Below are 25,932 nucleotides of genomic sequence, written 5' to 3' on the forward strand. Positions count from 1 at the left end.
AAGAAGTCGTCGCCTGCAGCGCCGCCGCCCTCGTTCTGTGAAGCGGGTTATAAGGGCCACTCCACACAACGTCAACAACGAAGATTCATAAAACTGAAAAAATTAGATAAGTGCCTGAAATGGAAGATGATTTTCGGATATTCCGGCCCAACACGCCGTTTTATCGCCCGTTAACCACCCCCAGGCGCACCCAAAACCACTGCTTTATGGGCCCTGCCTCAAAACCGCCCCGACAAATTCACAATCGCATGGTTACCACCTCTCTATAGAGATTCAGCACGGGTGCGTTGAGCGCGTGTTCAAAGCCTACCCGGTGATTTGACTCTCTACACTGAAACGGGCACATGTTTGGCCCAAGGTTCCGCGGGCAGGATGCATATCTGCATGCGGTTATAACAAGTATCAGGGAACTGGCTTAGACTGGCATGACGACAGCCCGCAGCATGATCCGTTCTCTTGGTACGGAGCCGCCGATCCTCGCGGACGGCCGCCGTGCTCCGGATCGTCGCGAAATTTCCCTGCGCTGGCTGTCCGGCACCTTCCTGACCGGCATCACCTCTTCCATCCTGATGGGCGTCGCTCTTTTTGCCGCGCTCGACGGCCGCCAGCAGCTCGCCATTCCGGCTGAAGCCGCGGCTGCCCTTCCCGACGATCATTCGGACGATACCGCCTCGCGCGGCAAACGTCTTCTGGGCGGCAATATCGTCGCCATGCCCACCGACCGGAAGATCATGGAGGTTTCCACGATCATCCACGAGGGCAATAAGGAAGTCGTTCGCCGCAAACCCTTCGCGCATGTGAAGATGAATCTGGCGGCAAACCACGTCGCGGCTGAGGATTACCCTCCCTTCGACCCGCTTTCGATCTTCGCCTCGAGCGAAGCCCCTCCCCCGCCGGCCTCACGCGCAGGCGTGATCTATGGTTCGAATGTGGAGTCGGAAGTCAGCCTGCAGACGGCGGCCTTCCCGACGAAGGGCAATACGTTCGCCTTCGCGCCGGCAATGACGCTGGAAGAGGTCGAGGAAAACGTCCGCTCCAACGGTTCGGTACTGACGGACGGCAATACCCAGCTTTCCGCGCTCTATTATGTCGATCCGCAGCGCTTCTCGTCCAAGGACAATAACGACCTCGACATCACGGCCGGCCTCGCCGCCCGCATCGTCGAGGAAAACATCTCGGTTTCGACGCCGGAACTGGTCACCAAACGCAGCCGCGAATACGCCGACGACATCATTCCGGTGCGCAAGCCGCAGACAGTGGCGCAGGCGATGGCCGAAGTCGGTTATCCGGAAGGCAAGGCGCGCGAGATTTCCGGCTATCTGCAGACCCGTCTCGGCCAGGCCGATCTTTCGGTCGGCGACGTGCTGCGCATCGGCGTTCTCCAGGAAGGCGACATGGTGCTCGTGGTCCGCGCCAGCCTTTATCGCCGCGGCAAGCATCAGGTCACGGTTTCGGTCGACGACCACGGCAAGTTCATCGACGGCCAGGAGCCGCCAATGCTCGATGCGGTCGCTTCCGCCTTCAGCGAACAGCCGCCGCAGATCATGGCCGGCCGCGAATTGCCGGACGTTTATGACGGCATTTATCGCGCCGCTCTTTCTTACGGCATGAGCAAGGAAATGACCGGGCTTCTGGTCAAGCTGCTCGCCAGCAATGTCGATCTGCAGGCACAGCTGAAGCCGACCGACAAGATCGAGGCGTTTTTCTCGGTCGCCGACAAGAAAGGTCAGGCGACCAAGGATAGCGAGCTTCTCTACGTCAACGCCCATTTCGGCGATTCCACCAATCGCTTCTACCGTTTCCAGAACCCGGACGACAGTTCGGTCGATTATTTCGACGAGGACGGCAAGAGCATCCGCCAGTTCCTGCTGCGCAACCCGCTTCCGAACGGTCGCATGACCTCCGGCTTCGGCATGCGCTCGCATCCGCTGCTCGGTTATTCGCGCATGCATACCGGCACAGACTGGGCAGCGCCCCGCGGCACGCCGATTATCGCCACCGGCAATGGCACGGTCGAGAAGGCCGGCTGGGATTCCGGCGGTTACGGCAACCAGACGCTGGTCCGCCATGCCAATGGTTATGTTTCGTCCTATAATCACCAGAGCGCCATCGCGCCCAACGTCCGCGAGGGCGCCAAGGTGACGCAGGGCCAGGTGATCGGTTACGTCGGTTCTTCCGGTGAATCCACCGGCGCCCATCTGCATTACGAGCTGATCGTCAACGGCACCAAAGTCGACCCGATGAAGGTGCGCCTGCCCGGCGGCAGCTCGCTGACCGGCAAGGCGCTGGCGCAGTTCGAGGACGAACGCAAGCGCATCGACACGCTCTTAAACACGCAGGCATCGAACGAAGTCGCCAGCCGGTAATTTTTTCAGTAATCGACCGTGAGCCTACCGGCGTCGGCGTCCAGAACCGCCATCGTACCGATCGGCGTCGTCAGCGCTCCCTTACCATGGCCGAACGGAAGCCCGCCCAGGATCGGAATGCCGAGCGGGCGGATATGGTCATCGACGATCGCGATGATCTTCTCGCCCTTTTCGCGGCTCGGCAGCGTGAATTGCCCGACGGCGATCCCCGCAATTCCGTTCAGTGCGCCCGATTTCATCAACAGCGTCAGCGTCCGGTCCGTAAGGCCCGGCATGCAGTCGACCGCTTCGATGAGCAAGATTGCGCCGTCCAGCGACGGCAGTCCCCAGCCGGTCATGGTCGCCAACGTTTCGAGATTTCCGCCGACCAGCCGCCCTTCGACACGCCCAGATGTCGTCAGCTTCGCGCTGACCTCGTCTTCATTTGCCGCGAACGTTATCGCACCCGTCTCCATCAGGAACTTCATCAGGATATCGCTATTGCGGTGGCTTGCCTCTTCGTCATCGCCGTAAAGCGCGCCGTGCAATCCGACGAGACCGCAGCGCCGCATCAGCATCATGTGGAGAGCGGTGATATCGCTGAAACCGAGGAGCGGCTTCGGATCGCGAAGCACCGCATCGAAATCCATGCCATCCGCAATCCGGTACGAACCGCGACCGCCGCGGGTCGCAAAAACCGCCCTCACCTGCGGATCGGACAGAGCTTCGTTGAGATCGGCAAGGCGCTCTTCATGGGTGCCGGCATAAAAACCATGCTCGGCAAAGGCATGCGTGCCGAAATCCACCTCGAAACCCATGTCCCGCAGGCGGTCCGCCCGTCTCAGGATCATCTCCCGATCCGGCGTGCTTGCCGGCGAGACGAACCTGATCCTGTCGCCTTTCTTGATTTTCGCTGGAAAAAGCGGCTCGGCCATCTCGCACCCCTACCTCGAATAGCAAAATCGCAGTCGAAAAGTCCCAAATGAAAAAGGCCGCCCGGAGGCGGCCTTTCATGCATTACGCAGCTTCGCTGATATCCCGCTCTCGCCGAACGCGGAAGAGCAGCCGGTCGGAACCGGACGATACGGCGACGGTCGAGCCGTCGGAAATCTGCCCGCCAAGGATCTGTTCGGCCAGCGGGTCCTGCAGATACTTCTGGATCACCCGCTTCAGCGGACGGGCGCCATAGACCGGATCGTAACCCTTTTCGGCCAGCCATTCGCGGGCATCTTCGCCAAGCTCGATGGTGATCTTGCGCTCGGAAAGCAGGTTGAGAAGCCGCTTCATCTGGATATCGACGATCGCGCCCATCTCGTTCCGCTTCAGGCGGTGGAAGAGGATGATCTCGTCGACGCGGTTCAGGAATTCCGGCCGGAACGACATCTTCACGACATCCATCACCTGGTCGCGAACACTGTCCACATCCTCGCCGTCGCGCAGATTGGTGAGGTATTCCGCACCAAGGTTCGACGTCATGATGATCATCGTGTTCTTGAAATCGACCGTGCGTCCCTGCCCGTCCGTCAGACGCCCGTCATCGAGCACCTGCAGGAGAACGTTGAACACATCCGGATGCGCCTTCTCGATCTCGTCGAACAGCACGACCTGATAAGGCTTGCGGCGAACCGCTTCGGTCAGGGCACCGCCCTCGTCGTAACCGACATAGCCCGGAGGTGCGCCGATCAGCCGGGCGACAGAGTGCTTCTCCATATATTCCGACATGTCCATGCGGACCATCGCGGTTTCGTCGTCGAACAGGAAGCGGGCCAAGGACTTGGTCAGCTCCGTCTTACCGACGCCGGTCGGGCCGAGGAAGATGAACGAGCCGATCGGCCGGTTCGGATCCTGCAGGCCGGCGCGGGCACGGCGAACCGCACGCGAGACCGCCTGCACGGCATCGCCCTGACCGACGACCGACTTCGCCAGCTCGTCTTCCATCCGCAGCAGCTTTTCGCGCTCGCCTTCCAGCATCTTGTCGACCGGAATGCCGGTCCAGCGGGACACGACATGCGCGATCGAATCCGGATAAACGACTTCCTGCACCATCGATGCGCCGGCGCTGTCGCGCTCTTCTGCTGCCTTCAGGTCCTTTTCGAGGTCCGGAATGACGCCATAAGTCAGTTCCCCGGCGCGCTGGTATTCACCCTTGCGCTGGGCGGTCGCCAATTCGTTGCGGGCCTCGTCGAGCTGCCGCTTCAGATCGGCGGCAAGGCCGAGCTTCTGCTTTTCCGCCTGCCAGCGCGCCGTCAACGCATCCGCCTGCTCTTCGAGCGAGGTGACCTCGTTTTCGAGACGAACCAGCCGGTCAGCCGAAGCGCTGTCGGTTTCCTTCTTCAGGGCCTCGCGCTCGATCTTCAGCTGCATGATACGGCGGTCGAGTTCGTCCAGCTCTTCGGGCTTCGAATCCACCTGCATGCGAAGACGCGATGCGGCTTCGTCCATCAGGTCGATCGCCTTGTCCGGCAGGAAGCGGTCGGTGATGTAGCGGTTGGAAAGCGTCGCAGCCGCAACCAGGGCCGAATCCGAGATGCGGACCTTGTGATGCTGTTCGTATTTTTCCTTCAAGCCGCGCAGGATCGAGATCGTATCTTCGACCGTCGGCTCTTCGACCATGACCGGCTGGAAACGACGGGCCAGTGCCGGGTCCTTTTCCACGTGCTTGCGGTATTCGTCGAGCGTGGTCGCGCCGACGCAATGCAGCTCGCCGCGGGCAAGGGCCGGCTTCAACAGGTTGGACGCATCCATCGCGCCGTCGGACTTGCCGGCACCGACCAGCGTGTGCATCTCATCGATAAAAAGGATGATCTCGCCGTTTTCGGCCTGCACCTCGTTCAAGACGCTCTTCAGACGCTCTTCGAACTCGCCGCGATATTTCGCACCGGCGATCAGGGCACCCATGTCGAGCGCCATCAACCGCTTGTCCTTCAGGCTTTCCGGCACGTCACCGTCGATAATGCGTAGCGCCAGACCTTCGGCGATAGCCGTCTTGCCGACGCCGGGTTCACCGATCAGCACCGGATTGTTCTTGGTGCGGCGAGACAGAACCTGGATCGTGCGGCGAATTTCGTCGTCGCGGCCGATCACCGGGTCGAGCTTGCCGTCGCGGGCATCCGCCGTCAGGTCGCGCGCGAATTTCTTCAGCGCTTCGAAGCCTGCTTCGGCATTGGCGCCATCGGCTGTGCGGCCCTTGCGGATCTCGTTGATGACCTGGTTGAGGCCCTGCGCCGTGACGCCGGCCTTCTTCAAGGTCGCGGACGTGGTGGCGGAATTCTCGATCGCCAGCGCCAGCAGCAAACGCTCGACGGTGACGAAACTATCGCCGGCCTTCTTCGATGCCTCTTCGGCAGTCGAAAACACTTTGGCGAGTGGTTGCGAAAGATAGATATCGCCATTGCCGCCGGAGACTTTCGGCAGTTTGGCAAGCGCTGCATCGTTGGCGATGCGGGCTTCCTTGGCGTTACCGCCGGCACGCTCGATAAGCGAAGACGCCATGCCCTGATCGTCGTCGAGCAGGACTTTCAACACATGTTCGGGCGCGAATTGCTGGTGGCCGCTTGCCAGCGCACTGGTCTGCGCCGACTGCAGGAAACCGCGAACCCGCTCGGAATATTTTTCAACGTTCATTCTCTGACCTCCTGTATCGCCCCGCCCTTTCATAAGGCACGAGCCGATGATTGAGATTGAGCTCCCTCAAAGGCGAGCCCGGCCGGTCAATAGCTGATTTCGCTGATCACCGGCTTCGCTCCGAGATATGGTAAGCGGAATTGGCTTATTAAAGAGTTCGGAAAGCCAAAAACTTGGGATTATCCATGCCGGATTGTCCAGTCCTCTACCCGGACCTCCAGCCCGTGTTCGGGATCGAAACCGGCATCCAGCCAGACCGTAAAAACCCGGTCGCTTTCGACATGGATTCTCGACTTCTTCTTGAACAGCCGCCAGACCTCTGATGAATCCGCGATAGCGGGAAAGTCCTTGGCCCAGTCCTTTTTCTCGTCCTCATCCATCGCCTCGAAATCCGGATAATAACGATCGCGGTAAAGCCGGAAGACATCGTCTTCCAGGATCGGCCGGAACTCGGCCTTCGCGACGATTTCCTTGATGAATTCGATGCGGCCGGCCGTTAGCGCGTCCTCCTCGCCATCGACATTCAGCTCCGCCTTCAATTCGCTCCAGGCCGGCTGAACCTTGGCCTTCAGGTGCCATTTATAGGTGGAGTCATAGGCAAAGGTCCCAACACCAGGGACTTTCACATTGCCGATCGCCGATTCAAGTCGCCGGACGATCGTCCACTGCTTTGATCCGGCATCGTGAAACAGAAGATACTCCTCCTTCATCTTCATGCCGTCGCCGACAAGGCTTTTCACAGGCACGGTCATGAAGCCCGGCGTCAAGCGATCCGCCGCGAAAGCGGCGTCATAAGCCGCGGCCTTGCCGATCTTGATATTGCCGCGGCGAACCGCAGTCGAACCGTGAAACGCGCTGGTCGGCATTTCGCGCGCCAAAAGCTCCGCCACCGCACTCAGCTTTTCGGCATTCTCGAAACGCTGCGCCTGGATATGCCGGTTGAACTCGACATTGCGGGCACCGTCGAAAAGCGTGTTTTCGCGATTGTCGAAAAAGGCATGCAGCAGTGTCTCGATATCGCCGGCAGAGGTCGGCGGCACTGCCGGCGCTTTGAGGTAGTCGTCGAACAGCCTTTTGAACAATGCGCTGTTGTTCTTCTCGGCCACCGGCTCGGATTTCCTGCGCGAACTTACCTGCTCCAGAAACCCGGCAAGGTCGTCGGCGATCCGGATCGGTTCGGAAGGCGTCTGGTCGCCGAAATGACCGATCGGCCGAACCAGCCAGACGGAGCCGCGATCCGCATCATTGAGGCTCACCAGAACCCGGAACGAAACCTGCGGGTTCATCTCGCCCTTGATCTCGGTGATCGGGAAATAGCGGGCCGGATCACCCGGCAGGCTTCCGCCCTCGTTTCTGGACACGTAACCCGTATAGTTGTCTTCGGCGAAAACCTGATTGGTCACCTTCTCGAAATTGAGAAGGTAGAGATAGTCGCCCTCGCGGACTAGGATCGCACGATGGTCATAGTCGATCTCCCGCCAGCCGACATTCGCAAGATACCAGCGCAAATCCTCGGGAAACGGCTGGCCGACCGCCGTCTCGCAGGCCTTGATCGTCTCCTCTTCATATCGAAAAGGGAAAAACGGTTCCTTTTCATAAGGTAGACCTGCAACGACGTTTTCAATCCGCATGCTTCGCTCCTCTTGGTGGTCGGCAACAAGATGAAAGCCTGCCGCGACATCAGCACGACAGGCTTTCGGTTCTTGTGCCACACCCAATTCCGTTCTCCGCCTAACTAGGCCTGAGGAGCACGGGGAAAAGGGGCACACTGAGGTCCTACTCGGCCACTGCGCAGATCACGCCGTGCGGAAAACCTTTGCGCCGGAGGGCGAGCTTGTCATACCGCCGTCGACGGGGATTTCGATGCCGGAGACGTTGGCGGCATCGTCGGATGCCAGATAAAGCGCTGCCTTGGCGATCTCTTCCGCTTCGCTCATGCGGCCGAGCGGGCTCATGCTGCCGAGCTTTTCTTCGAGCGCCGACATGGCATCGCTATTCGGGGCAAAGGGCGACCAGATCGGGGTCTTGGTACCGCCGGGCGTGACCTGGTTGACGCGAATACCGCGGGGCGCCAGTTCGGATGCGAAATTGCGGGTCATCGTGCGGACTGCACCCTTGGCTGCCGCATAGGCCGACCAGCCCGGTGCGCCGAGAACCGCATGGACCGAACCATTGAGGATGATCGAGGCGCCGTCATTCAGATGCGGCAGCGCTGATTGGATGGTGAAAAAGACCCCGGTCAGGTTGGTGCTGATGATCTGGGCGAACTGTTCGGCGGTCGTCTGGCCGAGCGGCGTGACACCGCCAATGCCGGCATTGGCGAAGACCACATCGATCTTGCCGAACTTCGCTTGCGCATCCGCAAACGCCTTTTCGGTTGCCGCGATATCGGTGACATCGGCCTTCAGCGCCAGCACGTCGCCGCCAAGCGCCTTTTCTGCCGCTGCAAGGGTTTCCGGATTGCGGCCGGTGATGACGACTTTCGCACCTTCGGCGAGGAAGACCTTGGCGGTTGCAAGGCCGATACCGCTATTGCCGCCGGTAATGAAGGCGACCTTGTTCTTGAGACGCATGGGAGTTGCTCCTTGGGAGGGAATTATTCAGCCAGACTGGCTTTCAATCTGGATTATGATCGACATCCACATGGCTTACGCATATAATCCTGGATGTCAAGCAGCCAGGCAGGAGAAAAATCATGGGGCATTCTCAGGCGGACAAGCAGAAGACGCATGACCGGATCGTCGAGATCGCTTCACGCCGGTTGCGGGAAAAAGGATTGGAAGGCGTCGGCGTCGCCGATCTAATGAAGGAAGCAGGCCTGACGGTTGGCGGCTTCTACAAGCATTTCGGATCGCGTGACGACATGGTGGCCGAGGCGATGGAAGTCGCTTACGGCGATTGGGAGGCCAAGAGCCGCAAACGGGGCAAGGCACCTTCCGACATATCGTTTACCGATTATGCAGCGGAGTATCTGAGCCTCGACCACAGGCAGGACACCGCCGGCGGGTGTCCGTTCGCGGCGCTGACCGCCGATCTCGCCCGTGGCAACGAAAAATCCCGCACCCACGCAACCGACCGGGTCAAAGGCAATCTGAAAAAGATGGCGACCCGCATGGCCGCTCGCGACGAAGAAGAGGCACGCCGCAAGGCAATGATCGTCTCCTGCCTGATGACGGGCGCCGTCGGCCTGTCCCGCATATCCAACGATGAGGCTTTTGCCGCTGAAATTCTCGATACGGTCCGGGAATTCGTTGGAGATTTCGCGATGAATTCGAAATAGCGCGGGCTGCCCGAAACGAAAAACTCCGGCTTGCGGCCGGAGTTCTGTCAGAAGCTGAGCTTGGTGTGGCGGGCGTCAGGCGACTTCCGCCATCCGCTCCTCGTGATAGGCGGCGCGGATCTTCGCGACTTCATTCTCCGAGCCGAAGATGACGGGAACGCGCTGATGCAGCGAAGTGGGCTGAATATCAAGGATATCGATCTTGCCGGCAATAGCGGCGCCACCTGCCGCTTCCACCAGGAAACCGATCGGGTTGGCTTCATAGAGAAGTCGCAGACGGCCGGAGCCCGGCTTGGCGCGGTCGGCCGGATACATGAAAACGCCGCCGCGATTGAAGATGCGATGGGCATCCGCCACCATCGAGGCAACCCAGCGCATGTTGTGGCCGCCGGCAATCGAGCTGTCGATATAGTCGACGATGACATCGTCCCAGGACGGACGGCGGGCGGCGTTGATGGCGAACTCCTTCGAATCCGACGGGATGGTCACGTTTGCCGCCGTCATCACATAGTCGCCGGCCGCATTCAGCGTGAAAATCTGCACACCCTTGCCGACCGACAGAAGCAACGTGGTCTGCGGGCCATAGGCCGCATAACCGGCAACCAGCTGGCCGCGGCCGCTTTGCAATATGTCTTGCGATCTGGTTGCCGCGATCACCGAGAAGATCGTGCCGACGGTGACATTGACGTCGAGATTGGAGGAACCGTCGAGCGGATCGAAGATGACCGCGTATTTGCCGGCTGCGTGGACCTCGACTTCAGTATCCAGCTCTTCCGAAACGGCAAAGGCAACCGCCGGCGATTTGCGGCAGGCCTCCAGCAGGATCTCGTTGGAAATCACATCGAGCGGCTTCTGGGTTTCGCCCTGAACATTGGTCACCTCGGTGGCTCCGGTCAGGCCGGCCAGCGACGAAGTCCTCAGCTTGTCCGAAATCTGCCTTGTAGCCTCGGCGATCTCACGCAGGACGATGACCAGGTCATCGTTGAGCGCTCCGCCCCTATGGCTTTCGAGATAGGTTTCGAACGTCATCATGCAGCACATCTCCTTTTTGAACCCATCGGCGAGCATCCTGATAGATGGCAGCCAAGCGTTCATAGCTCGGTTTAAATCGAACCTAGAGAAGTTTTGCAATGCGGTAAACAGTTGAAGATATTACAAAATAGTCCATTCAACGACACTATCGACGGGCAAAAATCCATTTCAAACGAATGAAATGCTTTAAAAATCGATTTAAAAACCCATCACGCTTTGAAATCGGCTGCGCAAACGCATCTTTGCTGTTTACCAAAAATAAAAAAACTCCGGCGCAAGGCCGGAGTTTTTGTCTTTCGAGACGTTTGTCGCAGGCTTATTCGCCGGCGGCTTCCGCCAGGGCCGGCTGGCCGTCATCGTTCGCGGCTTCTTCGCCTTCGGCGCTCTTGCGCGGCTGGCGACGCGGACGAGCGGCAGCACGGCGGCGCGGAGCGCGCTCGGTCGAGGCTTCCGCCTGCTCGGCCTGTTCGACCGCGACTTCCGCCGGCGTGCCATCGATCACCGGCTGAGGGCCGGAACCATCGTCGACGGCAGGAGCCGGAGCGGGCTTCGGGGTCCTGGCAGGCTTTGCAGCGGCGACAGGTGCTGCAACAACCGGCTGCTCGTCTGAACCGCTTGCGGCAACGGCGGGCTGTTCTTCCGTCATCGGCTGCTGCTGGTCACGACGCTCAAAACGGTCCTGCCGGCGATCACGGCGCGGGTCGCGGTCACCACGGTCGCGGCGGTTTTCGCGCGGCTGGCCGTTGTTCTGGCCACCCTGGTTCTGACCGCCCTGGCCTTGCTCGCGCGGCTGGTTGTTCTGTTCGCGGCGCGGCTGTTGCTGCGGCGCTTCGTCGGACATCATCGGCTGCTGGGCATAACCCAGGTCTTCGCCGTCGCCATTGTCCATATCGTCCTGGTCCATGACGTTGCCGTCACGATCCTGATAGTCGCCGCGGTCCTGATGCTGGAAACGATCCTGCATCTGGGCCTGAGCGGCTGCGATGATGCGGTTGTAATGTTCGGCGTGCTGCAGATAGTTTTCCGCCATCACGCGGTCGCCGGAGCTCTGGGCATCGCGGGCAAGTGCCGAATACTTCTCGGCGATATGCTGGGCGGTACCGCGGATCTTGATGTCCGGGCCGGAGCTGTCGTAGGTCCGGCTGAGAGGATTGCCACCCTTGCGGTTGAAGTTGTTGTTACCGCCGCCGCCACCGCCGCCATTGTTATTATTGCCGCGCCCTCGACCGCGATTTTTCTGCTGTCCTGGCCTCATCTATCGTTCACCAACTCTCTATCTTCGCTGATAAGGGGCCCGCGGCTTGCCGGTCAAAAGCCGGAACAAGACTTCGCGTGCCGCGCACAGGGCGATACTTAGGCGTCCTGCCGCTGTCTAAGTCAAATTAACTGATTCACGCACCGGGAATTGTTCAACCTTCGTGCTCTTCGAAAAGAGCAGGAGAAAGGGTTGACCTAAAACCCGAACGAATCGCCGTTCATTCCCAGTCACCCCAGTGCGTGCCTTGCAAGCTATCCCGCTTCCCTCGGAAATCCAAGCCTTTTTTCTGCTTTGCAAAATCAAGGCTTGCTCTTTGTAAACAGAAGAACTCGGTCATTATCACCGTAATCACGTCTTGCTTGCGCCAGCATGAAGCCGGCGTCGTGAAAGATCGCGCTCACAGTGTCTTTCTGATCGAAACCGATCTCGACGCCGATCATGCCGTCCTTTTCGAGAAAATCTCCTGCACCCGCCGCAATCGCGCGATAGGCATCCAGCCCGTCAGGGCCACCGTCCAGCGCCGCCGGGGGATCAAAATCCCGAACTTCCGGTTCTAGTGCAGGGATAACATCACTCCGTATATAGGGCGGATTTGACACGATTATGTCGAAACGCCCGGTGATTGCGTCAAACCATTGGCTTTCCACCGCATCAAATCTTTCGGCCAAGCCGAGCCGCTTTGCGTTTTGCATCGCGGTATTCAATGCATCCCTGGAAATATCGCTGCCGATCCCGCTTGCATGAGGGATTTCCTTCAACAGAGCGAGAATGATCGCACCGGTTCCCGTGCCAAGGTCAAGAAGCCTCGCAACACCCTTGGCTGCGACAATCTGCCCCACACGGGGAAGCAGGCTTTCCACCAGGATTTCCGTATCGGGCCTCGGCTCCAGCGTTTCGCGGGAGATCAGGAGGTCCATCCCGTGGAACTCTCTAGACCCTAATATGCGGTGGACCGGCTCCCGTTTCAAGCGGCGGGCCACCGCCTTGTCGATAGAAGCGATTTCGTCACCGGTCAGAACCCGGTCACCACCGGTGAAAACCTCCGTGCTGGAAAGGCCGAGCAGGCCGCCGAGCAACAGCCGCGCCTCGATCGCCGCATCCGGTAGCCCGGCCGCCGTAAACCGCGCCCGCGCATCCGCCACCGCTGCGCCGAGAGTGCTCATCCCTGCTGTTCGCCGATCATCGCCAACTGACCCGCCTGGTAGTCAGCAATCAGCGCATCGACCACTTCGTCGATTTCGCCGATCATCATCCGGTCGAGCTTGTAGAGCGTCAGATTGATGCGGTGGTCGGTGACACGGCCCTGCGGGAAATTATAGGTGCGGATGCGCTCGGAACGATCGCCCGAACCGACCTGGCTCCGGCGGTCGGCGGAGCGCTCGCTGTCCAGCTTCTGGCGTTCCATGTCGTAGAGCCGCGAGCGCAGAACCTGCATGGCTTTGGCGCGGTTCTGGTGCTGCGACTTTTCCGAGGACGTGACAACGATGCCGGTCGGCAGATGGGTGATGCGCACCGCCGAGTCCGTCGTATTGACATGCTGGCCGCCGGCGCCCGAGGACCGCATCGTATCAATGCGGATATCCTCGTTGCGTACCTCGATATCGATATCCTCCGCCTCCGGCAGGACGGCGACGGTCGCCGCCGACGTGTGGATACGTCCCTGCGTTTCGGTATCGGGAACGCGCTGCACCCGATGCACGCCGGATTCGAACTTGAGCTTCGAAAACACGCCGCGCCCGGTGACATTGGCGATGATTTCCTTGTAACCGCCGGCTTCTCCATCGCTGGCCGACAGCACTTCCACCTTCCAGCCATGCGTGCTGGCATAACGTTCGTACATGCGGAACAGGTCGCCGGCAAAAAGTGCCGCCTCATTGCCGCCCGTACCGGCGCGGATTTCCAGGATCGCGCTCTTCTCGTCCGCCGCATCCTTCGGCAGGAGCAGGATCTGCATGTCCTTTTCGAGGCCTTCGACGCGTTCTTCCGCGCCGGGCAGCTCCATTTCGGCCAGCTCGTGCATCTCGCGATCGGTCGATTTGTCGTTCAGCATGGCACGCAGATCGGCCACTTCGGCGGTCGTCTTCTCGTATTCGCGGATCTTGCGGACCACCGGCTGCAACTCGGAATATTCCGAGGCCAGCTTCACATAGACATCGGCGGCCGGACCTTCCGACATGCGCACCTCGATCTCGCCGAAGCGGCGCTCCAGTTCGCGCATCTTTTCAACGGGAAGCTTCGCCACCGTCTAACTCCATTTTCTTCTTGTTATCCGCTAGACGGGAATATTGTGTGTCTCGGCGAACCGGATAAGCAGGTCGCGCATCGGCTCCCCGGACATGTGATTGTCGAGCGCCGCATTCAGCTCGGTTGCCAGCAGGTCCGCATCGAGCCCGAGCAGCATCGCCTTGACCGGGCCGATCGACGTTGCCGCCATCGACACCGAGCGGAAACCGACGCCGATCAGCGCCATGGCCGAAAGCGGCTTGCCGGCCATCTCGCCGCACAGCGTCACCACCGTCTTGTTCCGCTCGCCGGCCCGCGCGATATCGCGCAGGATGCGCAGGAACGGCTTGCCGAGATTGTCGAAACGATCGGAGACACGCGCATTGCCGCGATCCGCCGCCATCGCGAACTGGAACAGATCGTTCGAACCGACCGAGACGAAATCGACTTCCGCCATCAATTCGTCGAGCTGCCACATCAAAGCCGGCACTTCCAGCATGGCGCCGAACTGCAGCTTGCGCGGCAGGCTGTGGCCGAATTTGGAGAGGTGCTGCACTTCCTTCTGCATCAGGTCACGCACCTGATGGATTTCCGAAACCTCGGTCACCATCGGCAGCATCATCTTCAGTTCCGCACCCGCAGACGCACGCAGCAGCGCCCGGAGCTGGGTGCGCAAAAGGCCCGGCCGGTCGAGCGACAGGCGGATCGCCCGCCAGCCAAGCGCCGGGTTTTCCTCTTCCTGGGCCCGGAAATACGAGACGACCTTGTCGCCGCCGATATCGAGGGTGCGGAACGTCACCGGGCGGCCGGCGGCCTGCTTGATGACGTTGCGATAGAAGCTCTCCTGCTCCTCGAGCTTCGGCATGGTCGAGGCGATCATGAATTGCAGCTCGGTGCGGAACAGGCCGATGCCGTCGGCGCCGGATTCGGCCAGTTGCGGCAGGTCGACCATCAGGCCGGCATTCATCTGCAGGCTGATCCGCTTGCCGTCCTTGGTGAACGGCTCGACCGAGCGCAGCGCCTTGAACTGTTCCTGCCGGCGGGCGCGCAGCCGCACCTTTTCCTCATAGGCCTTCTGCAGGTCGAGAACCGGGCGGACATGCACCTGGCCGTCGTCACCATCGATGATGATCGCATCACCGTTTTCGGCTAGCGCCACCAGACCGGCCGCCTGGCCGACGACCGGAATGCCCATGGCGCGGGCAACGATCACCACATGGCTCGTCACCGCACCGTCTTCGAGCACGAGACCGCGAAGACGCTCGCGCGGATAATCCAGAAGCTCGGCAGCACCCATGGCGCGCGCCAGCACGATCGCGTCGTTCGGGAAGCCCTCTTCGGTCATCCTGCCGGAATAGCCGGTCAACTGGCGCAGCAGCCGATTGGCGAGATCGTCGAAATCGTGCATCCGCTCGCGCAGATACGGATCAGTCATGCGCATCATGCGCGCTTTTGTATCGCTCTGGACCTTTTCGACCGCGGCTTCCGCCGTCAGGCCGTTATGGATCGCCTCTTCCATGCGGCGGACCCAGCCCTGGTCATGGGCGAACATCCGGTAGGTCTCGAGCACCTCGCGATGCTCGCCTTCCTGGCTGATCTCACGCCGCGACAGCATGTCGTCGATGGAGATGCGCAGCGAACCCAGCGCTTCCGCCAGCCGCTGGATTTCCTTCTCCGCATCCTCGTTCAGAAGATTGGTGACGACGATGCGCGGCTCGTGCAGCACGACATGGCCAAGGCCGATGCCTTCGTTATAGCCGTCCGCCTCGATGGTGACAGCACGGGTAAGATCGAGTTCGAGGCCGGGGCGGGTGATCTTCTTGAGTTCGCCGGTGGCGATCATCTCGGCGATCACCATCGCCGTCGTCTCGAGCGCCTCGGTCTCGTCCTCGCGATAATTGCGGCTGGCCCGGTTCTGGACGACCAGAACACCGAGCGTGCGGCCGGCGCGCAGGATCGGCACGCCGAGGAAGGAATGGTAGATTTCTTCGCCCGTTTCCGGGAGATAACGGAAGGCCGGATGCGCCTGCGCGTCGGACAGATTGAGCGGCTGGGCGGATGCGGCGATCGTGCCGACGAGACCCTGGCCCATCTTCAGCTGCGAGGTGTGGACCGCTTCCTTGTTCAGGCCTTCGGTGGCGTAAAGCTCGAGCACGCCATCGGATCGCAGCACATAGACCGAGCAGACTTCCGCCACCATGTTGCTGGCGATCTGCCGGACGATGCGGTCAAGGCGCTCCTGCGGATCGAGCGGCTCCGCCATCAACTCGCGCAGGCGCTTCAAAAGAACGCGCGGACCAGCCGACAGGTCTCTCATCGGCATCAGTGCTCCCGAACCTGGAGTTTGTCAGGGAAAAGTGGAATCCGGCTTTCCCGACAGACAAACGAAAAACAAGGTCTCATCCTATCCGGGATGGCGCACCATGAACATCACAGCGCGCCGAACCGGCTCATACTCAACTCTTATCGAGACCGTAGGCGGAATGCAAAGTCCGAACTGCGAGTTCCGAATAAGCACCGTCGATCAGGATGGAAATCTTGATTTCCGAGGTCGTGATCGCCTTGATGTTGATGCTCTTTTCAGCAAGTGCCTTGAAAGCGTGCGCCGCAACGCCCGCATGGCTGCGCATGCCGATACCGATGACGGAAACCTTGGCGAGACCTGATTCGGTCTGGACGACGTCGAAGCCGATCTTCGCCTTGTTGTCGTCGAGCACTTTCATGGCCTTCTGCACGTCGCCGGACGGCACGGTGAAGGTCATGTCGGTCTTCGAACCATCTTCCGAAATGTTCTGGACGATCATGTCGACATTGATATGGGCTTCCGCCAGCGGGCCGAAAATGGCGGCCGAAACGCCGGGCCGATCGGCCAGGCGCCGGAGCGAAATCTGCGCTTCATCCTTGGCATAAGCGATGCCGGTGACGACTTCCTGTTCCACGATTTCTTCCTCGTCGCAAATCAAAGTGCCGGGCGGATTGAGCAGGTCACCCATGCCCGGCGCATCGGGATCCTCGAAACTGGAGCGCACGAAGGTGCGGACCTTGTGGACCATGGCAAGCTCGACCGAGCGCACCTGCAGCACCTTCGAACCGAGCGATGCCATTTCCAGCATTTCCTCGAAAGACACCTTCTTCATGCGGCGCGCGGCCGGCACGATGCGCGGGTCGGTCGTATAGACGCCGTCGACGTCCGTATAGATGTCACAACGGTCGGCCTTCACGGCAGCGGCGATCGCCACCGCCGAAGTGTCCGACCCGCCGCGACCGAGCGTCGCGATACGGTTGTCCGGACCGAGACCCTGGAAACCGGCAATGACCGCCACCTGGCCGTCACCCATCCGCTTGATGATGTCGGAACCGTCGATCTCCATGATGCGCGCCGCGCCATGGGCGCTGTCGGTGCGGATCGGGATCTGCCAGCCCTGCCAGGAGCGGGCATTGATGCCCATCGACTGCAGCGCGATGGCGAGAATGCCGGAGGTGACCTGCTCGCCGGATGCCACGACGGCATCGTATTCGCGCGCATCGTAGAAGGGCGAATTGGCGCCGGCAACTTTCGGCATGTCCTGCACCCAGCCGACCAGTTCGTTGGTCTTGCCGGACATGGCGGACACGACGACAGCCACTTCGTGGCCGGCGGCGACTTCACGTTTCACATGGCGCGCAACGTTGTGAATGCGTTCGAGATTGGCGACCGAAGTGCCGCCGAACTTCATGACGATGCGTGCCATTAGACAAAACCACTGTTTCGCCCTGCCTGGGAGCGGCGGGCGTCTTTCTTCCGATCGGCTCGAAATCCTGCCGTTTATGACAGGATTATCAAATTGCCGGGTCTCTTAGCGAAAAGGGGAGAAAGGCGCAATGGCCGGAAGATAGGCAAACGGTACGCTCGATATAGGAAAAGGCGCGGCTTTTCCGCCGCGCCCATCAATCCATCAGTCCTTGCAGCCCATAGGCGTGTTGCTGCAATTCTGACCTTGGCCACGGGTCGTATTATCATGAGGTCTGATATTACCACCGCTGCGATTTGCATCACCGATCGAGTTACGGCCGTTGTCGCCGCGTGGGATCGGCGGGCGATCGTTATCCCGCGGGCGGTCGACCCGGGGCGGGCGATTGTCGCGGTCGCGATCCCGATCGAAACGGGGAGGATCACGGTCGATACGTGGCGGACGGCGGTCGTCGTTGCGGTCGCGGTCGAAACGCGGCTGATCCCGATCACGGTCGAACCGCGGAGGATTTCTGTCGCGGTCAAAACGCGGCTGGTCACGGTCCCTGTCCCGATCACGATCCCAACGCGGCTGATCCCGATCCCGGTCGAAGCGCGGCTGGTCACGATCCCAGCGCGGCGGCGGTGGCGGGCGACGATCGTCCCGGTCCCAGCGCGGCGGATCGCGGTCGCGGTCCCAACGCGGCGGCGGTGGCAACGGACGTTCCGAACGCCAGTCGTAACGGCGCCAGCGGTCACGCTCGCGGTAGAAATCGCGGCCGGAATAATAACGGCCCCAATAATTGTCGACATCGAAGGTGACCGTCGGAATGCCGAGGCGCGGATAATAATCCGGCTCCACATAAACCCTGCGGGACTGGTAGGCCGCCTGGACATAGCTGCCCGACACCCAACCGCGACCACCGAAGAACTGCACATCACACCAGTTGACGCTGCTCATGCAGCCGAAAATGGTGACCGAAGTGCCTTCCGGAATGACGGTGACGGCGGGATAACCGGTGCTTGGCCCCGACCGCATATTGACGTTTGCGGTCGAAAATCCGCTGACGGCCGCATTGGCTATCGATGGAGCCACGAAGAGCGCGGCAAGCGCTGCAACGGACATAAGAAACTTTTTCACTGGGGCTTCCTCCTGAGAAACCTGACGCCTTGAACTGGCTGATCGATATGCCGCACGGATTTGGTCGGCATATCAATGCTCAAGGCATCCGCATTGTTCCAGTACAGCTCTGAATGGCACATGAATGGAACGTTCGTTTTTCATTTAGCTGTTCCGCTCAGCCATGGCGCGCGGGACCGGTCGATTGCCGCTCGGCGATATGGCAGGCGAGCTCCACCCGCCGCGCCGGGGTCGCCAGCCCCGCCATGCCGTCCCGCAAAAGATCGAGCGCCACCGAACCGAGCTCGCGCATCGGGATATGCACGGTGGTCAGCGGTGGATTGAGGAAGATCGCCTGCGGCAGGTCGTCCATGCCCATGACCGAGACATCGCCCGGCACCGAGTAACCCAGTTGCTGCAGACCCAGCATCGCGCCGACCGCCAGACTGTCGCCGGCCGTCAGCACCGCGGAAAAATCCAGCCCCTTGGCCTTCTTGATCCGATCGGTGATCGCCTGCGCCGCAAGTTCCGGCAGCCAGTCGTCGACGGCCACGGCAAGATCGGGCGGGCAGTCGAGGCCATGATTGACGAAAGCGTCCTGCCAGCCTTCCCGGCGCCGATCGATCGTGCGGCGGCCCGGGCGCATCAGGAAGAGGATGCGCTTGTGGCCGAGCCTGATCAGGTAATCGGCAGCCAAATGCGCCGCCGAACGATTGCAGGGCGTGACGCTCGAAAGCCGCATATACGGATCGTCGCCGTTGATCAGGATGACCGGCTTGTCGAAGCCGCGGGTGGCGGCCAGCATGCCTTCGTCATCGATCGTCAGGAACATCAGCCCGGCGACATCCGGATCCGCCTTCGCCTCGTCCAGCAGCATCTTTTCTTCCGACTGGTCGGCAATCGCCCGGGTGACGATTTCGAGCCCCAGCGCGCTTGCCCGCTCGCGCAATCCCTCCAGCACGTAGAGCGTGAACTGGTTGCGGACATAGTCGATCATCGCCGCGCTCGAGGCCGCGAGAATGACCTTCTTGCCGGCCACCGGCGTGGGGATCGCGTAATTGATATCCTTGGCTGCTTCTAAAATACGTTCGCGAATATCCGCCCGCACACCCTTCTCGCCAGCCAGCGCCCGCGACACGGTGCTGAGCGAAACCCCGACGCGCTCGGCGATATCCTCCAGCCGCACGCGGCGGCTCTTCTTGCCGCGTTTGCCGGGCACGATTGTCGTGGCCATGAAATCATCCTCCCATTTCCGGTGCGCAATCTGCAAAAAATTTTCAGATTGCGCAATCAATTTTCAGATGTTTTCATAAGATCACCGTCCGGGAGAGACGGATCGATGATGCCGTGCAGCCAATGCGCGGCAGCCTAGGGAGGAATTGCAGTATGGGCCTGTCAGCCCGGGATCTCCGTGAAAAGCTCGACCTCCTCGTCGCCGGCATGACCGGCCTGAAAGCCGATGGTCGCTTCAACGAGCCCAATCTCGACGGCACCGCCGGCGACTATATCTCTTTCGACAGCTGGGAATGGCCGCAGGGCGTCGGTCTCTATGGCCTGATCCGCCTCTGGCAGTTCACCGGCCGCGAAGATTTGAAGGCCGTCATCGAAAATTGGTACACGTCCCGCATCGAAGCGGGCCTCCCCACTTTGAACGTCAACACCACCGCACCGATGCTTGGCCTTTCCGTTCTCTGGAAAGAAACCCGCGATCCGCGCTGGGCGCCGGTTCTGGATGCCTGGGCGACCCGTGTCATCACCGAAATGGGCCGCACCGAGGAAGGCGCTTTCGAGCACCACGTCTCCGACAAGGTCAATGACGACGAGCTTTGGGACGACACGCTTTATATGGTCGCCCTCTTCCTCGCCTCTTACGGCCAGGCCAGCGGCCGCGCCGAACTGATCGACGAAGCGGCAAAACAGTTCCTCGTCCACACCCGTTACCTCGCCGACCGCAAGACCGGCCTCTGGTTCCACGGCTGGACCTTCCAGGGCCACCACAATTTCGCTGAAGCCCGCTGGGCGCGCGGCAATGCCTGGATCACCGCAGGCATGCTGGACCTCTTCGATCTGGCCGACATGTCACCGCCGGTGAAGGATTATCTCACCGGCGTGCTGACCGCGCAGGTCAACGCGCTGCTGCCGCTGCAGGCGGAATCCGGCGCCTGGCGCACCCTGCTCGACGACCCGAATTCCTACGAGGAAATCTCGGCGACAGCCGGCATCGGTTACGGACTGCTCAAGGGCTACCGCCTCGGTCTTGGCACCCATGAATGGCGCATCGCGGGCCTGAAGGCCGTCGAAGCCGTGCTCAACAACATCGACGAGGCCGGCACCGTGCTGAACGTGTCCTACGGCACCCGCATGGGCCACGACCTGCAATTCTATCGGGATATCCCGATCCAGCCGACCGGCTACGGTCAGGCGCTTTCCATCCTCTGCCTCTCCGAGGCTTTGAGACACGTGGACGCGGGAGAATAAAAATGGCGATGAAGGTTCTCTACGGCGCCGGTCCGAACGACATCAAGACCTATGACACGGCTCGCCTGCGCGCCGAATTCCTGATGGAAGACCTCTTCCAGCCGGGCCAGGTGTCGTTCACCTATACCCATGTCGACCGTCTGATCGTCGGCGGCGCGGTGCCGACCTCTTCGACCCTGACGTTCGGCTCCGGCGAGGATATCGGCACGCCCTACCTTCTTTCGGCCCGCGAAATGGGCGTTGCCAATCTCGGCGGCACCGGCGTGATTTCTGTCGATGGCAAGAGCTACACGCTGGAAAACCGCGACGTGCTCTATATCGGTCGCGGCGCTCAGCAGATTTCCATGGCCAGCACCTCCACCGACAGCCCGGCCCGTTTCTACATGAACTCCGTGCCGGCCGGCGCCGATATCCCGCACCGCCTCATCAAGCGGTCGGAATCGAAGATGCTGACCTTCGGCGATGCCAAGCGCGCCAATCTGCGGAACCTTCGGATGTACATCCATCCGGAAGTCACGCCTTCCTGCCTGCTCCTGCTCGGCATCACCGATCTTGCCGAAGGCAGCATCTGGAACACCATGCCGCCGCATCTGCATGAGCGCCGCATGGAAGCCTACTGCTATTTCGACCTGCCGGAAGAAGAGCGCGTTATCCACATGATGGGCCGCCCGGAAGAGACGCGGCATCTCGTCGTGAAGAACCTCGACGCGGTCCTGTCACCGGCCTGGTCTATCCATATGGGCGCCGGTACCGCGCAATACGCTTTCGTCTGGGGCATGACCGGCGAAAACCAGGAATATAACGACGTGGCCCCGGTGGCCCTCGCTGAACTCAAGTAATTCGGGAATTGAAGTGACGGCCATGAATCCTGAACAGAACTGGATGCGGAACACCCTGAAGGCCGGCGATGCCGTCCGCTACTGGCAGCTCGGCGCGATCGCGCAGGAGCGTTTCGACGTGCCGGACGCGCCGATGAAGGGCGAGATGGACCCGTTCTTCTTCCTCACCAAGGTGAAGAACTTCATTCCGCACGAATATCCGTGCCGCACCATTTTCGCCGAAACCTATCGCGGCAAGCGTCCCGACGTGCGCGGCGAATTCGAAGCGACCCGCTGGTGGCTGCCTTTCGGCTCCCCGCGTCTCGACCTTTCCGGCTTCTGGTTCCGCCCGACCCGTCTTGCCACCTGGACCCGCACCTATATCGAAGCAGACAGCGCCGGCACGGCGAAGATCCGTCTCGGCACCTGCGGCGGCGCGGTCCTCTGGCTGAACGGCAAGGAAGTCGGCTGGATGGCCCCCTATAGCCGCAACCTCGAAGCCAAGCAGGAATTCGAACTCTCGCTCGAAGCCGGCCTCAACGAGATCGTCCTGTTCTTCGACGATCTCGCCGAGCGCGATGCCCGTTATTTCTACCAGTTCGACTACGTTTCCGGCCCGGCCGCCAGCGTTGCGATCCCGGTTCCGGTTGCTGGTTCGATCGCCGAAAACCTTGAGTCCGCCCTCGACCGCATGCATCTCGACCGTCAGCACTATTTCGGCGGCGATATCACTGTCCTCTTCCCCGAGCCGCTGCCGATCGACGTCAAAGTCAACGTTGCCGTCGAAGGCGACTTCATGTCCCGCGAGCGGTTCGACTACGACTTCTCGCTGCCGGCCGGCACCAAACATCTGAATGTCGGCGCGTCCGAAAACGCGCCTGCCGACTTCCGCCACCTGCGCGTCACGCTGAATGCCGGCGGCTTCGTCGCTTCTCGCTCCGTTGGCGTCGAAATCTGCCATGCCGCCCGCCAGGGCAAGGCTCCGGCTTCGCTCGTCGACCGCATCACCGAAACGCTCTCCGAAGTTTCCGAATATTCGGAACGCGATACCGTTCGCGCCTTCGCCCGTCTGGCCAGCGGCCGCTCCGGTGCCGATACCGACGCGATGATCGAGGAAATCCTCCCCTCGATCGAGGATTGCCACGACTGCGCCGACTTCTCGCTCGTGCCGCTCATCTGGTCGCGCACCGTCTGGGGCAAGGACATCAACGAAAAGACTAGGCAGCGCATCGATAATGCCATCCTCAACTACCGTTTCTGGATGGATGAGCCGGGCAATGACGTTCAGTGGTATTTCTCCGAAAACCACGCGCTGCTCTTCCACACCTCCGCCTATCTCGGCGGCAGCCTGCTGCCCGACGCGACCTTCATCCGTTCCGGCCGCAAGGGCTCCGAGCAGGCGAAGATCGGTGCCGAGCGCGTCCGCGCCTGGCTCGACCATTTCGAGAAGTGGGAAATGGCGGAATTCAACTCCGCGCCTTATTTCCCGATCGATCTAAAGGGTCTGACCGCGCTTGCCGCGATCTCGCCGGACAAGGATATTGCCGACCGCGCCAAGGCCGGCATCGTCCGTCTTTGCGAAGTCATCGCCCGCTCCGCCCATCACGGTATGGTCACCGCCGCCCAGGGTCGCTCCTACGAGCACACGCTCTGCGCCGGCCGTTCGCTGGAACTCTCCGCCGTCGCGCGCCTCATCTGGGGCAGCGGCTGGTACGGCCGCCGTGTTCATTGCTTGCCGCAGATGGCGGTGTGCCTGCGCGATCACGGCCTCGAAATCCCCGCCGAACTGGCCGCCATTGCCGATCATCAGGGCGATCAGCACCAGGAATGGCGTTTCGCCCAGGGCGAAAACTCCTTTGCCGCGCTTTATCACTACAAGGGCCGGAATTTCGCCATGGGCTCGACGGTACATTACCGTTGGGACGAATGGGGTTACCAGGAAACCGTCCTGCATCTGCGCATCGGCGAACGGCCGGAAGCGTCGATCTGGATCAACCATCCGGGCGAGACCATCCAGTTCGGTTATGGCCGTCCTTCCTATTGGGGCGGTTGCGGCACCATTCCGCGCGCCCAGCAATATCGTGGTCTGGCCGTCCTCGAATTCACCACCTACGAGGAACAGCCGGACTTCACGCATGCCTGGTTCCCCAAGGCCGAGTTCGACGAGACCCGTGTTTCCGGCAGCCTAGCGCTCGCTCGCTCCGGCAACGGCGCCGTTCTGCTCCGCGCCTCGTCCGATCTCGAATTCATCACCGAAGGCCCGTCGGCCGGTGCGGAACTGCGCCAGTATGGCCAGAAAACCCGCTGGATCGTCCGCGTCTGCGAGGCAGGCGACCTGAATTCCGTCGAAAGCCGCTTCGGCGCTCTCGCTGCAAAGCATGATTCCGATGGCGCCTTCGTTGTCGAAGACCCGGAATATGGTACCGTTCGCTTCCGGGCCGATGGCACTGTGGAAGCGGAAGGCCGCGTGATTGCGCGGGCGGATTACACAGTCAAGGGCGAAGCCACCATGCTGAGCGCCGCCTGAAGCCTTGAACCTATAAATCAACAGGAACGGGAGGAGGCCCCGTTCCGACAGAGGAGGAAATGAACATGCAGATGAAATCCATCCTGGCGGGTGCAGCACTCGCCCTCATGAGCACGACGGCGGCCTTTGCCGGCGACGTCCGCATCATGTGGTATTCGGACGGCGTCGAAGGCGACGTCATGAAGGACCTTGTCGGCCGCTTCATGAAGGAAAACCCGGGCATCAACGTCATTCTCGACAACGTTGCCTATTCCGTCATCAAGGAACAGCTGCCGGTGCAGCTCGAAGCCGGCAACGGCCCGGACATCGCCCGCGTCACCGCCATCAAGGACCTTTCCAAGCACTGGCTGGACCTGCGCCCGCTCGTCAAGGACGCCAAGTACTGGGATGAGAACTACGGTGCCCAGGCTGACTGGATGCGTCCGGACGGTTCCAACCAGATCTCCGGCTTCATGACGCAGATCACCCTGACCGGCGGCTTCGCCAACAAGACCCTGTTCGAACAGGCCGGCGTTCCGCTTCCGGGCCCGAAGGCCACCTGGGAAGAATGGGCAGCCGCTTCCAAGAAGGTTGCAGACAGCCAGAAGATCTTCGCCATGGCGATCGACCGATCCGGCCACCGCCTGACCGCTCCGCTTCTTTCCTACGGCGCAAACTACGTCGGCAAGGACGGCAAGCCGGCTCCGCTCGACAAGGGCGCCAAGGACTTCATGACCAAGTTCGTCGGTTGGGTCGCTGACGGCTCGTTCTCCAAGGACGTCTGGGTTTCCGCTGCCGGCTCCACCTATCGCGCTGCCGCCGACGACTTCATCAACGGCCAGCTCGCCTTCTATTATTCCGGTTCCTGGCAGGTTGCGAACCTCGCCACCAAGATCGGCAACAACTTCGACTGGGTCGCCACCGGCAGCCCCTGCGGCCCGGCAGCCTGCACCGGCATGCCCGGCGGCGCAGCTCTCGTCGCGGTCAAGTACACCAAGAACCCGAAGGAAGTCGCGGCCGTCATGGACTGGTTCGCCCAGGAGAAGATCGTCAAGGAATTCTCCGAGCGCACCCTCTTCCTGCCCGGCAACAAGTCCGTCGTCGACAAGGGTGGCCTGGACTTCAAGACCAACAACGCCCAGGCCAAGGCTGCTCTGACGAAATATGTCGAAGCAACCAAGTCCACTTCTGAGACCGCTCTGAAGCTGCCCGGCTGGCGCTGGTCCGACACGGTCTATGCCGCGATCGTTACCCGCGTAGGTCAGACCCTTGCCGGCGAGATGAAGATCGAAGACGCGTTCGCGCGCATCGATGCGGATATCGCCCAGAAGGTCAAGGACGCTGGTCAGTGAGGAACGGTCCGGCGCAAGCCGGAGCAATCGATCCAGTGAATCGATTGCAGTGACGAACGCTCGAAGCGCAAGCGGAGAGCAATAACGGTAAAGATTGCCTCTGCTTCAACAGGGTAATCGATCAAGATGATAGCGAGGCGGTGCCGCAGTCTTAACCCTCCCCCTTGTGGGGAGGGTGGCCGGCAGG

Annotated in this window: 17 protein-coding genes and 1 pseudogene; 6 read left to right on the plus strand and 12 right to left on the minus strand. The window is 61.1% G+C overall.

All coding sequences use genetic code 11. The annotated features are described in order from the left end of the window. The first annotated feature begins 425 nt into the window (after positions 1-425). Positions 426-2,366, plus strand: coding sequence for a M23 family metallopeptidase (locus KX729_RS20100; RefSeq protein ID WP_219744277.1), 1,941 nt, complete (start codon positions 426-428; stop codon positions 2,364-2,366). 5 nt (positions 2,367-2,371) lie between these two features. Here KX729_RS20100 and KX729_RS20105 read toward each other — a convergent pair whose 3' ends face one another. The 4 genes from KX729_RS20105 to KX729_RS20120 all read right to left on the minus strand — a co-directional run bounded on the left by KX729_RS20105 (position 2,372) and on the right by KX729_RS20120 (position 8,542). Then, complete coding sequence (locus KX729_RS20105; RefSeq protein ID WP_219744278.1) at positions 2,372-3,280, minus strand: S66 peptidase family protein; 909 nt, start codon at positions 3,278-3,280, stop codon at positions 2,372-2,374. Between the two features lie 82 nt (positions 3,281-3,362). Further along, positions 3,363-5,969: an ATP-dependent chaperone ClpB gene (gene clpB, locus KX729_RS20110; protein WP_219744279.1), complete on the minus strand. Its 2,607-nt coding sequence runs from the start codon at positions 5,967-5,969 to the stop codon at positions 3,363-3,365. A 179-nt stretch (positions 5,970-6,148) separates the two neighbouring features. Beyond that, positions 6,149-7,600 carry a DUF6985 domain-containing protein gene (locus tag KX729_RS20115; protein ID WP_219744280.1) on the minus strand — a complete coding sequence of 484 codons (1,452 nt, stop codon included), beginning with the start codon at positions 7,598-7,600 and terminating at the stop codon, positions 6,149-6,151. A gap of 165 nt (positions 7,601-7,765) precedes the next feature. Further along, the gene (locus tag KX729_RS20120) at positions 7,766-8,542 is read right to left on the minus strand and encodes an SDR family NAD(P)-dependent oxidoreductase (RefSeq protein WP_219744281.1); all 777 of its coding nucleotides are present in this window, start codon (positions 8,540-8,542) and stop codon (positions 7,766-7,768) included. A gap of 122 nt (positions 8,543-8,664) precedes the next feature. Between KX729_RS20120 and KX729_RS20125 the strand changes: the two genes are divergently transcribed. Next, complete coding sequence (locus KX729_RS20125; RefSeq protein ID WP_219744282.1) at positions 8,665-9,249, plus strand: TetR/AcrR family transcriptional regulator; 585 nt, start codon at positions 8,665-8,667, stop codon at positions 9,247-9,249. 75 nt (positions 9,250-9,324) lie between these two features. Here KX729_RS20125 and KX729_RS20130 read toward each other — a convergent pair whose 3' ends face one another. The 8 genes and pseudogenes from KX729_RS20130 to KX729_RS20165 all read right to left on the minus strand — a co-directional run bounded on the left by KX729_RS20130 (position 9,325) and on the right by KX729_RS20165 (position 19,825). Next, positions 9,325-10,281 carry a class 1 fructose-bisphosphatase gene (locus KX729_RS20130; RefSeq protein WP_219744283.1) on the minus strand — a complete coding sequence of 319 codons (957 nt, stop codon included), beginning with the start codon at positions 10,279-10,281 and terminating at the stop codon, positions 9,325-9,327. Between the two features lie 316 nt (positions 10,282-10,597). Further along, positions 10,598-11,536 (minus strand): DUF4167 domain-containing protein, encoded by a 939-nt coding sequence (locus KX729_RS20135; protein ID WP_219744284.1) that lies wholly within the window; start codon positions 11,534-11,536, stop codon positions 10,598-10,600. A gap of 302 nt (positions 11,537-11,838) precedes the next feature. Then, positions 11,839-12,702: a peptide chain release factor N(5)-glutamine methyltransferase gene (gene prmC / locus KX729_RS20140; protein ID WP_219744285.1), complete on the minus strand. Its 864-nt coding sequence runs from the start codon at positions 12,700-12,702 to the stop codon at positions 11,839-11,841. Further along, the gene (prfA, locus tag KX729_RS20145) at positions 12,699-13,781 is read right to left on the minus strand and encodes a peptide chain release factor 1 (protein WP_219744286.1); all 1,083 of its coding nucleotides are present in this window, start codon (positions 13,779-13,781) and stop codon (positions 12,699-12,701) included. Before prfA ends, prmC begins: the two co-directional genes overlap by 4 nt. 30 nt (positions 13,782-13,811) lie before the next feature. Further along, entirely contained in the window at positions 13,812-16,079 is a 2,268-nt protein-coding gene (gene ptsP, locus KX729_RS20150) for a phosphoenolpyruvate--protein phosphotransferase (protein ID WP_219744661.1), read from the minus strand. Between the two features lie 139 nt (positions 16,080-16,218). After that, positions 16,219-17,493: an aspartate kinase gene (locus tag KX729_RS20155; RefSeq protein WP_219744287.1), complete on the minus strand. Its 1,275-nt coding sequence runs from the start codon at positions 17,491-17,493 to the stop codon at positions 16,219-16,221. 549 nt (positions 17,494-18,042) lie between these two features. Next, positions 18,043-18,612 (minus strand): annotated as a pseudogene (locus tag KX729_RS34830) (SH3 domain-containing protein); the annotation flags it as partial. Positions 18,613-18,769: 157 nt separating this feature from the next. Then, complete coding sequence (locus KX729_RS20165; protein ID WP_219744289.1) at positions 18,770-19,825, minus strand: LacI family DNA-binding transcriptional regulator; 1,056 nt, start codon at positions 19,823-19,825, stop codon at positions 18,770-18,772. Between the two features lie 152 nt (positions 19,826-19,977). On the opposite strand from KX729_RS20165, the gene bglB reads away from it, so the two are divergent. The 4 genes from bglB (at position 19,978) to KX729_RS20185 (ending at position 25,745) form a co-directional block, all read left to right on the plus strand. Further along, positions 19,978-21,069 (plus strand): beta-galactosidase BglB, encoded by a 1,092-nt coding sequence (gene bglB / locus KX729_RS20170; RefSeq protein WP_219744290.1) that lies wholly within the window; start codon positions 19,978-19,980, stop codon positions 21,067-21,069. Between the two features lie 2 nt (positions 21,070-21,071). Then, a complete protein-coding gene (gene kduI, locus KX729_RS20175) occupies positions 21,072-21,908 on the plus strand; it encodes a 5-dehydro-4-deoxy-D-glucuronate isomerase (RefSeq protein ID WP_219744291.1) in 837 nt (278 codons plus the stop codon). Between the two features lie 22 nt (positions 21,909-21,930). Then, a complete protein-coding gene (locus KX729_RS20180) occupies positions 21,931-24,414 on the plus strand; it encodes a hypothetical protein (RefSeq protein ID WP_219744292.1) in 2,484 nt (827 codons plus the stop codon). Between the two features lie 65 nt (positions 24,415-24,479). Continuing rightward, the gene (locus KX729_RS20185) at positions 24,480-25,745 is read left to right on the plus strand and encodes an ABC transporter substrate-binding protein (RefSeq protein ID WP_219744293.1); all 1,266 of its coding nucleotides are present in this window, start codon (positions 24,480-24,482) and stop codon (positions 25,743-25,745) included. Positions 25,746-25,932 lie beyond the last annotated feature (187 nt).

Origin of the sequence: Neorhizobium populisoli (assembly GCF_019430945.1) — a bacterium.
In the GTDB taxonomy this organism is placed as follows: domain Bacteria; phylum Pseudomonadota; class Alphaproteobacteria; order Rhizobiales; family Rhizobiaceae; genus Neorhizobium; species Neorhizobium populisoli.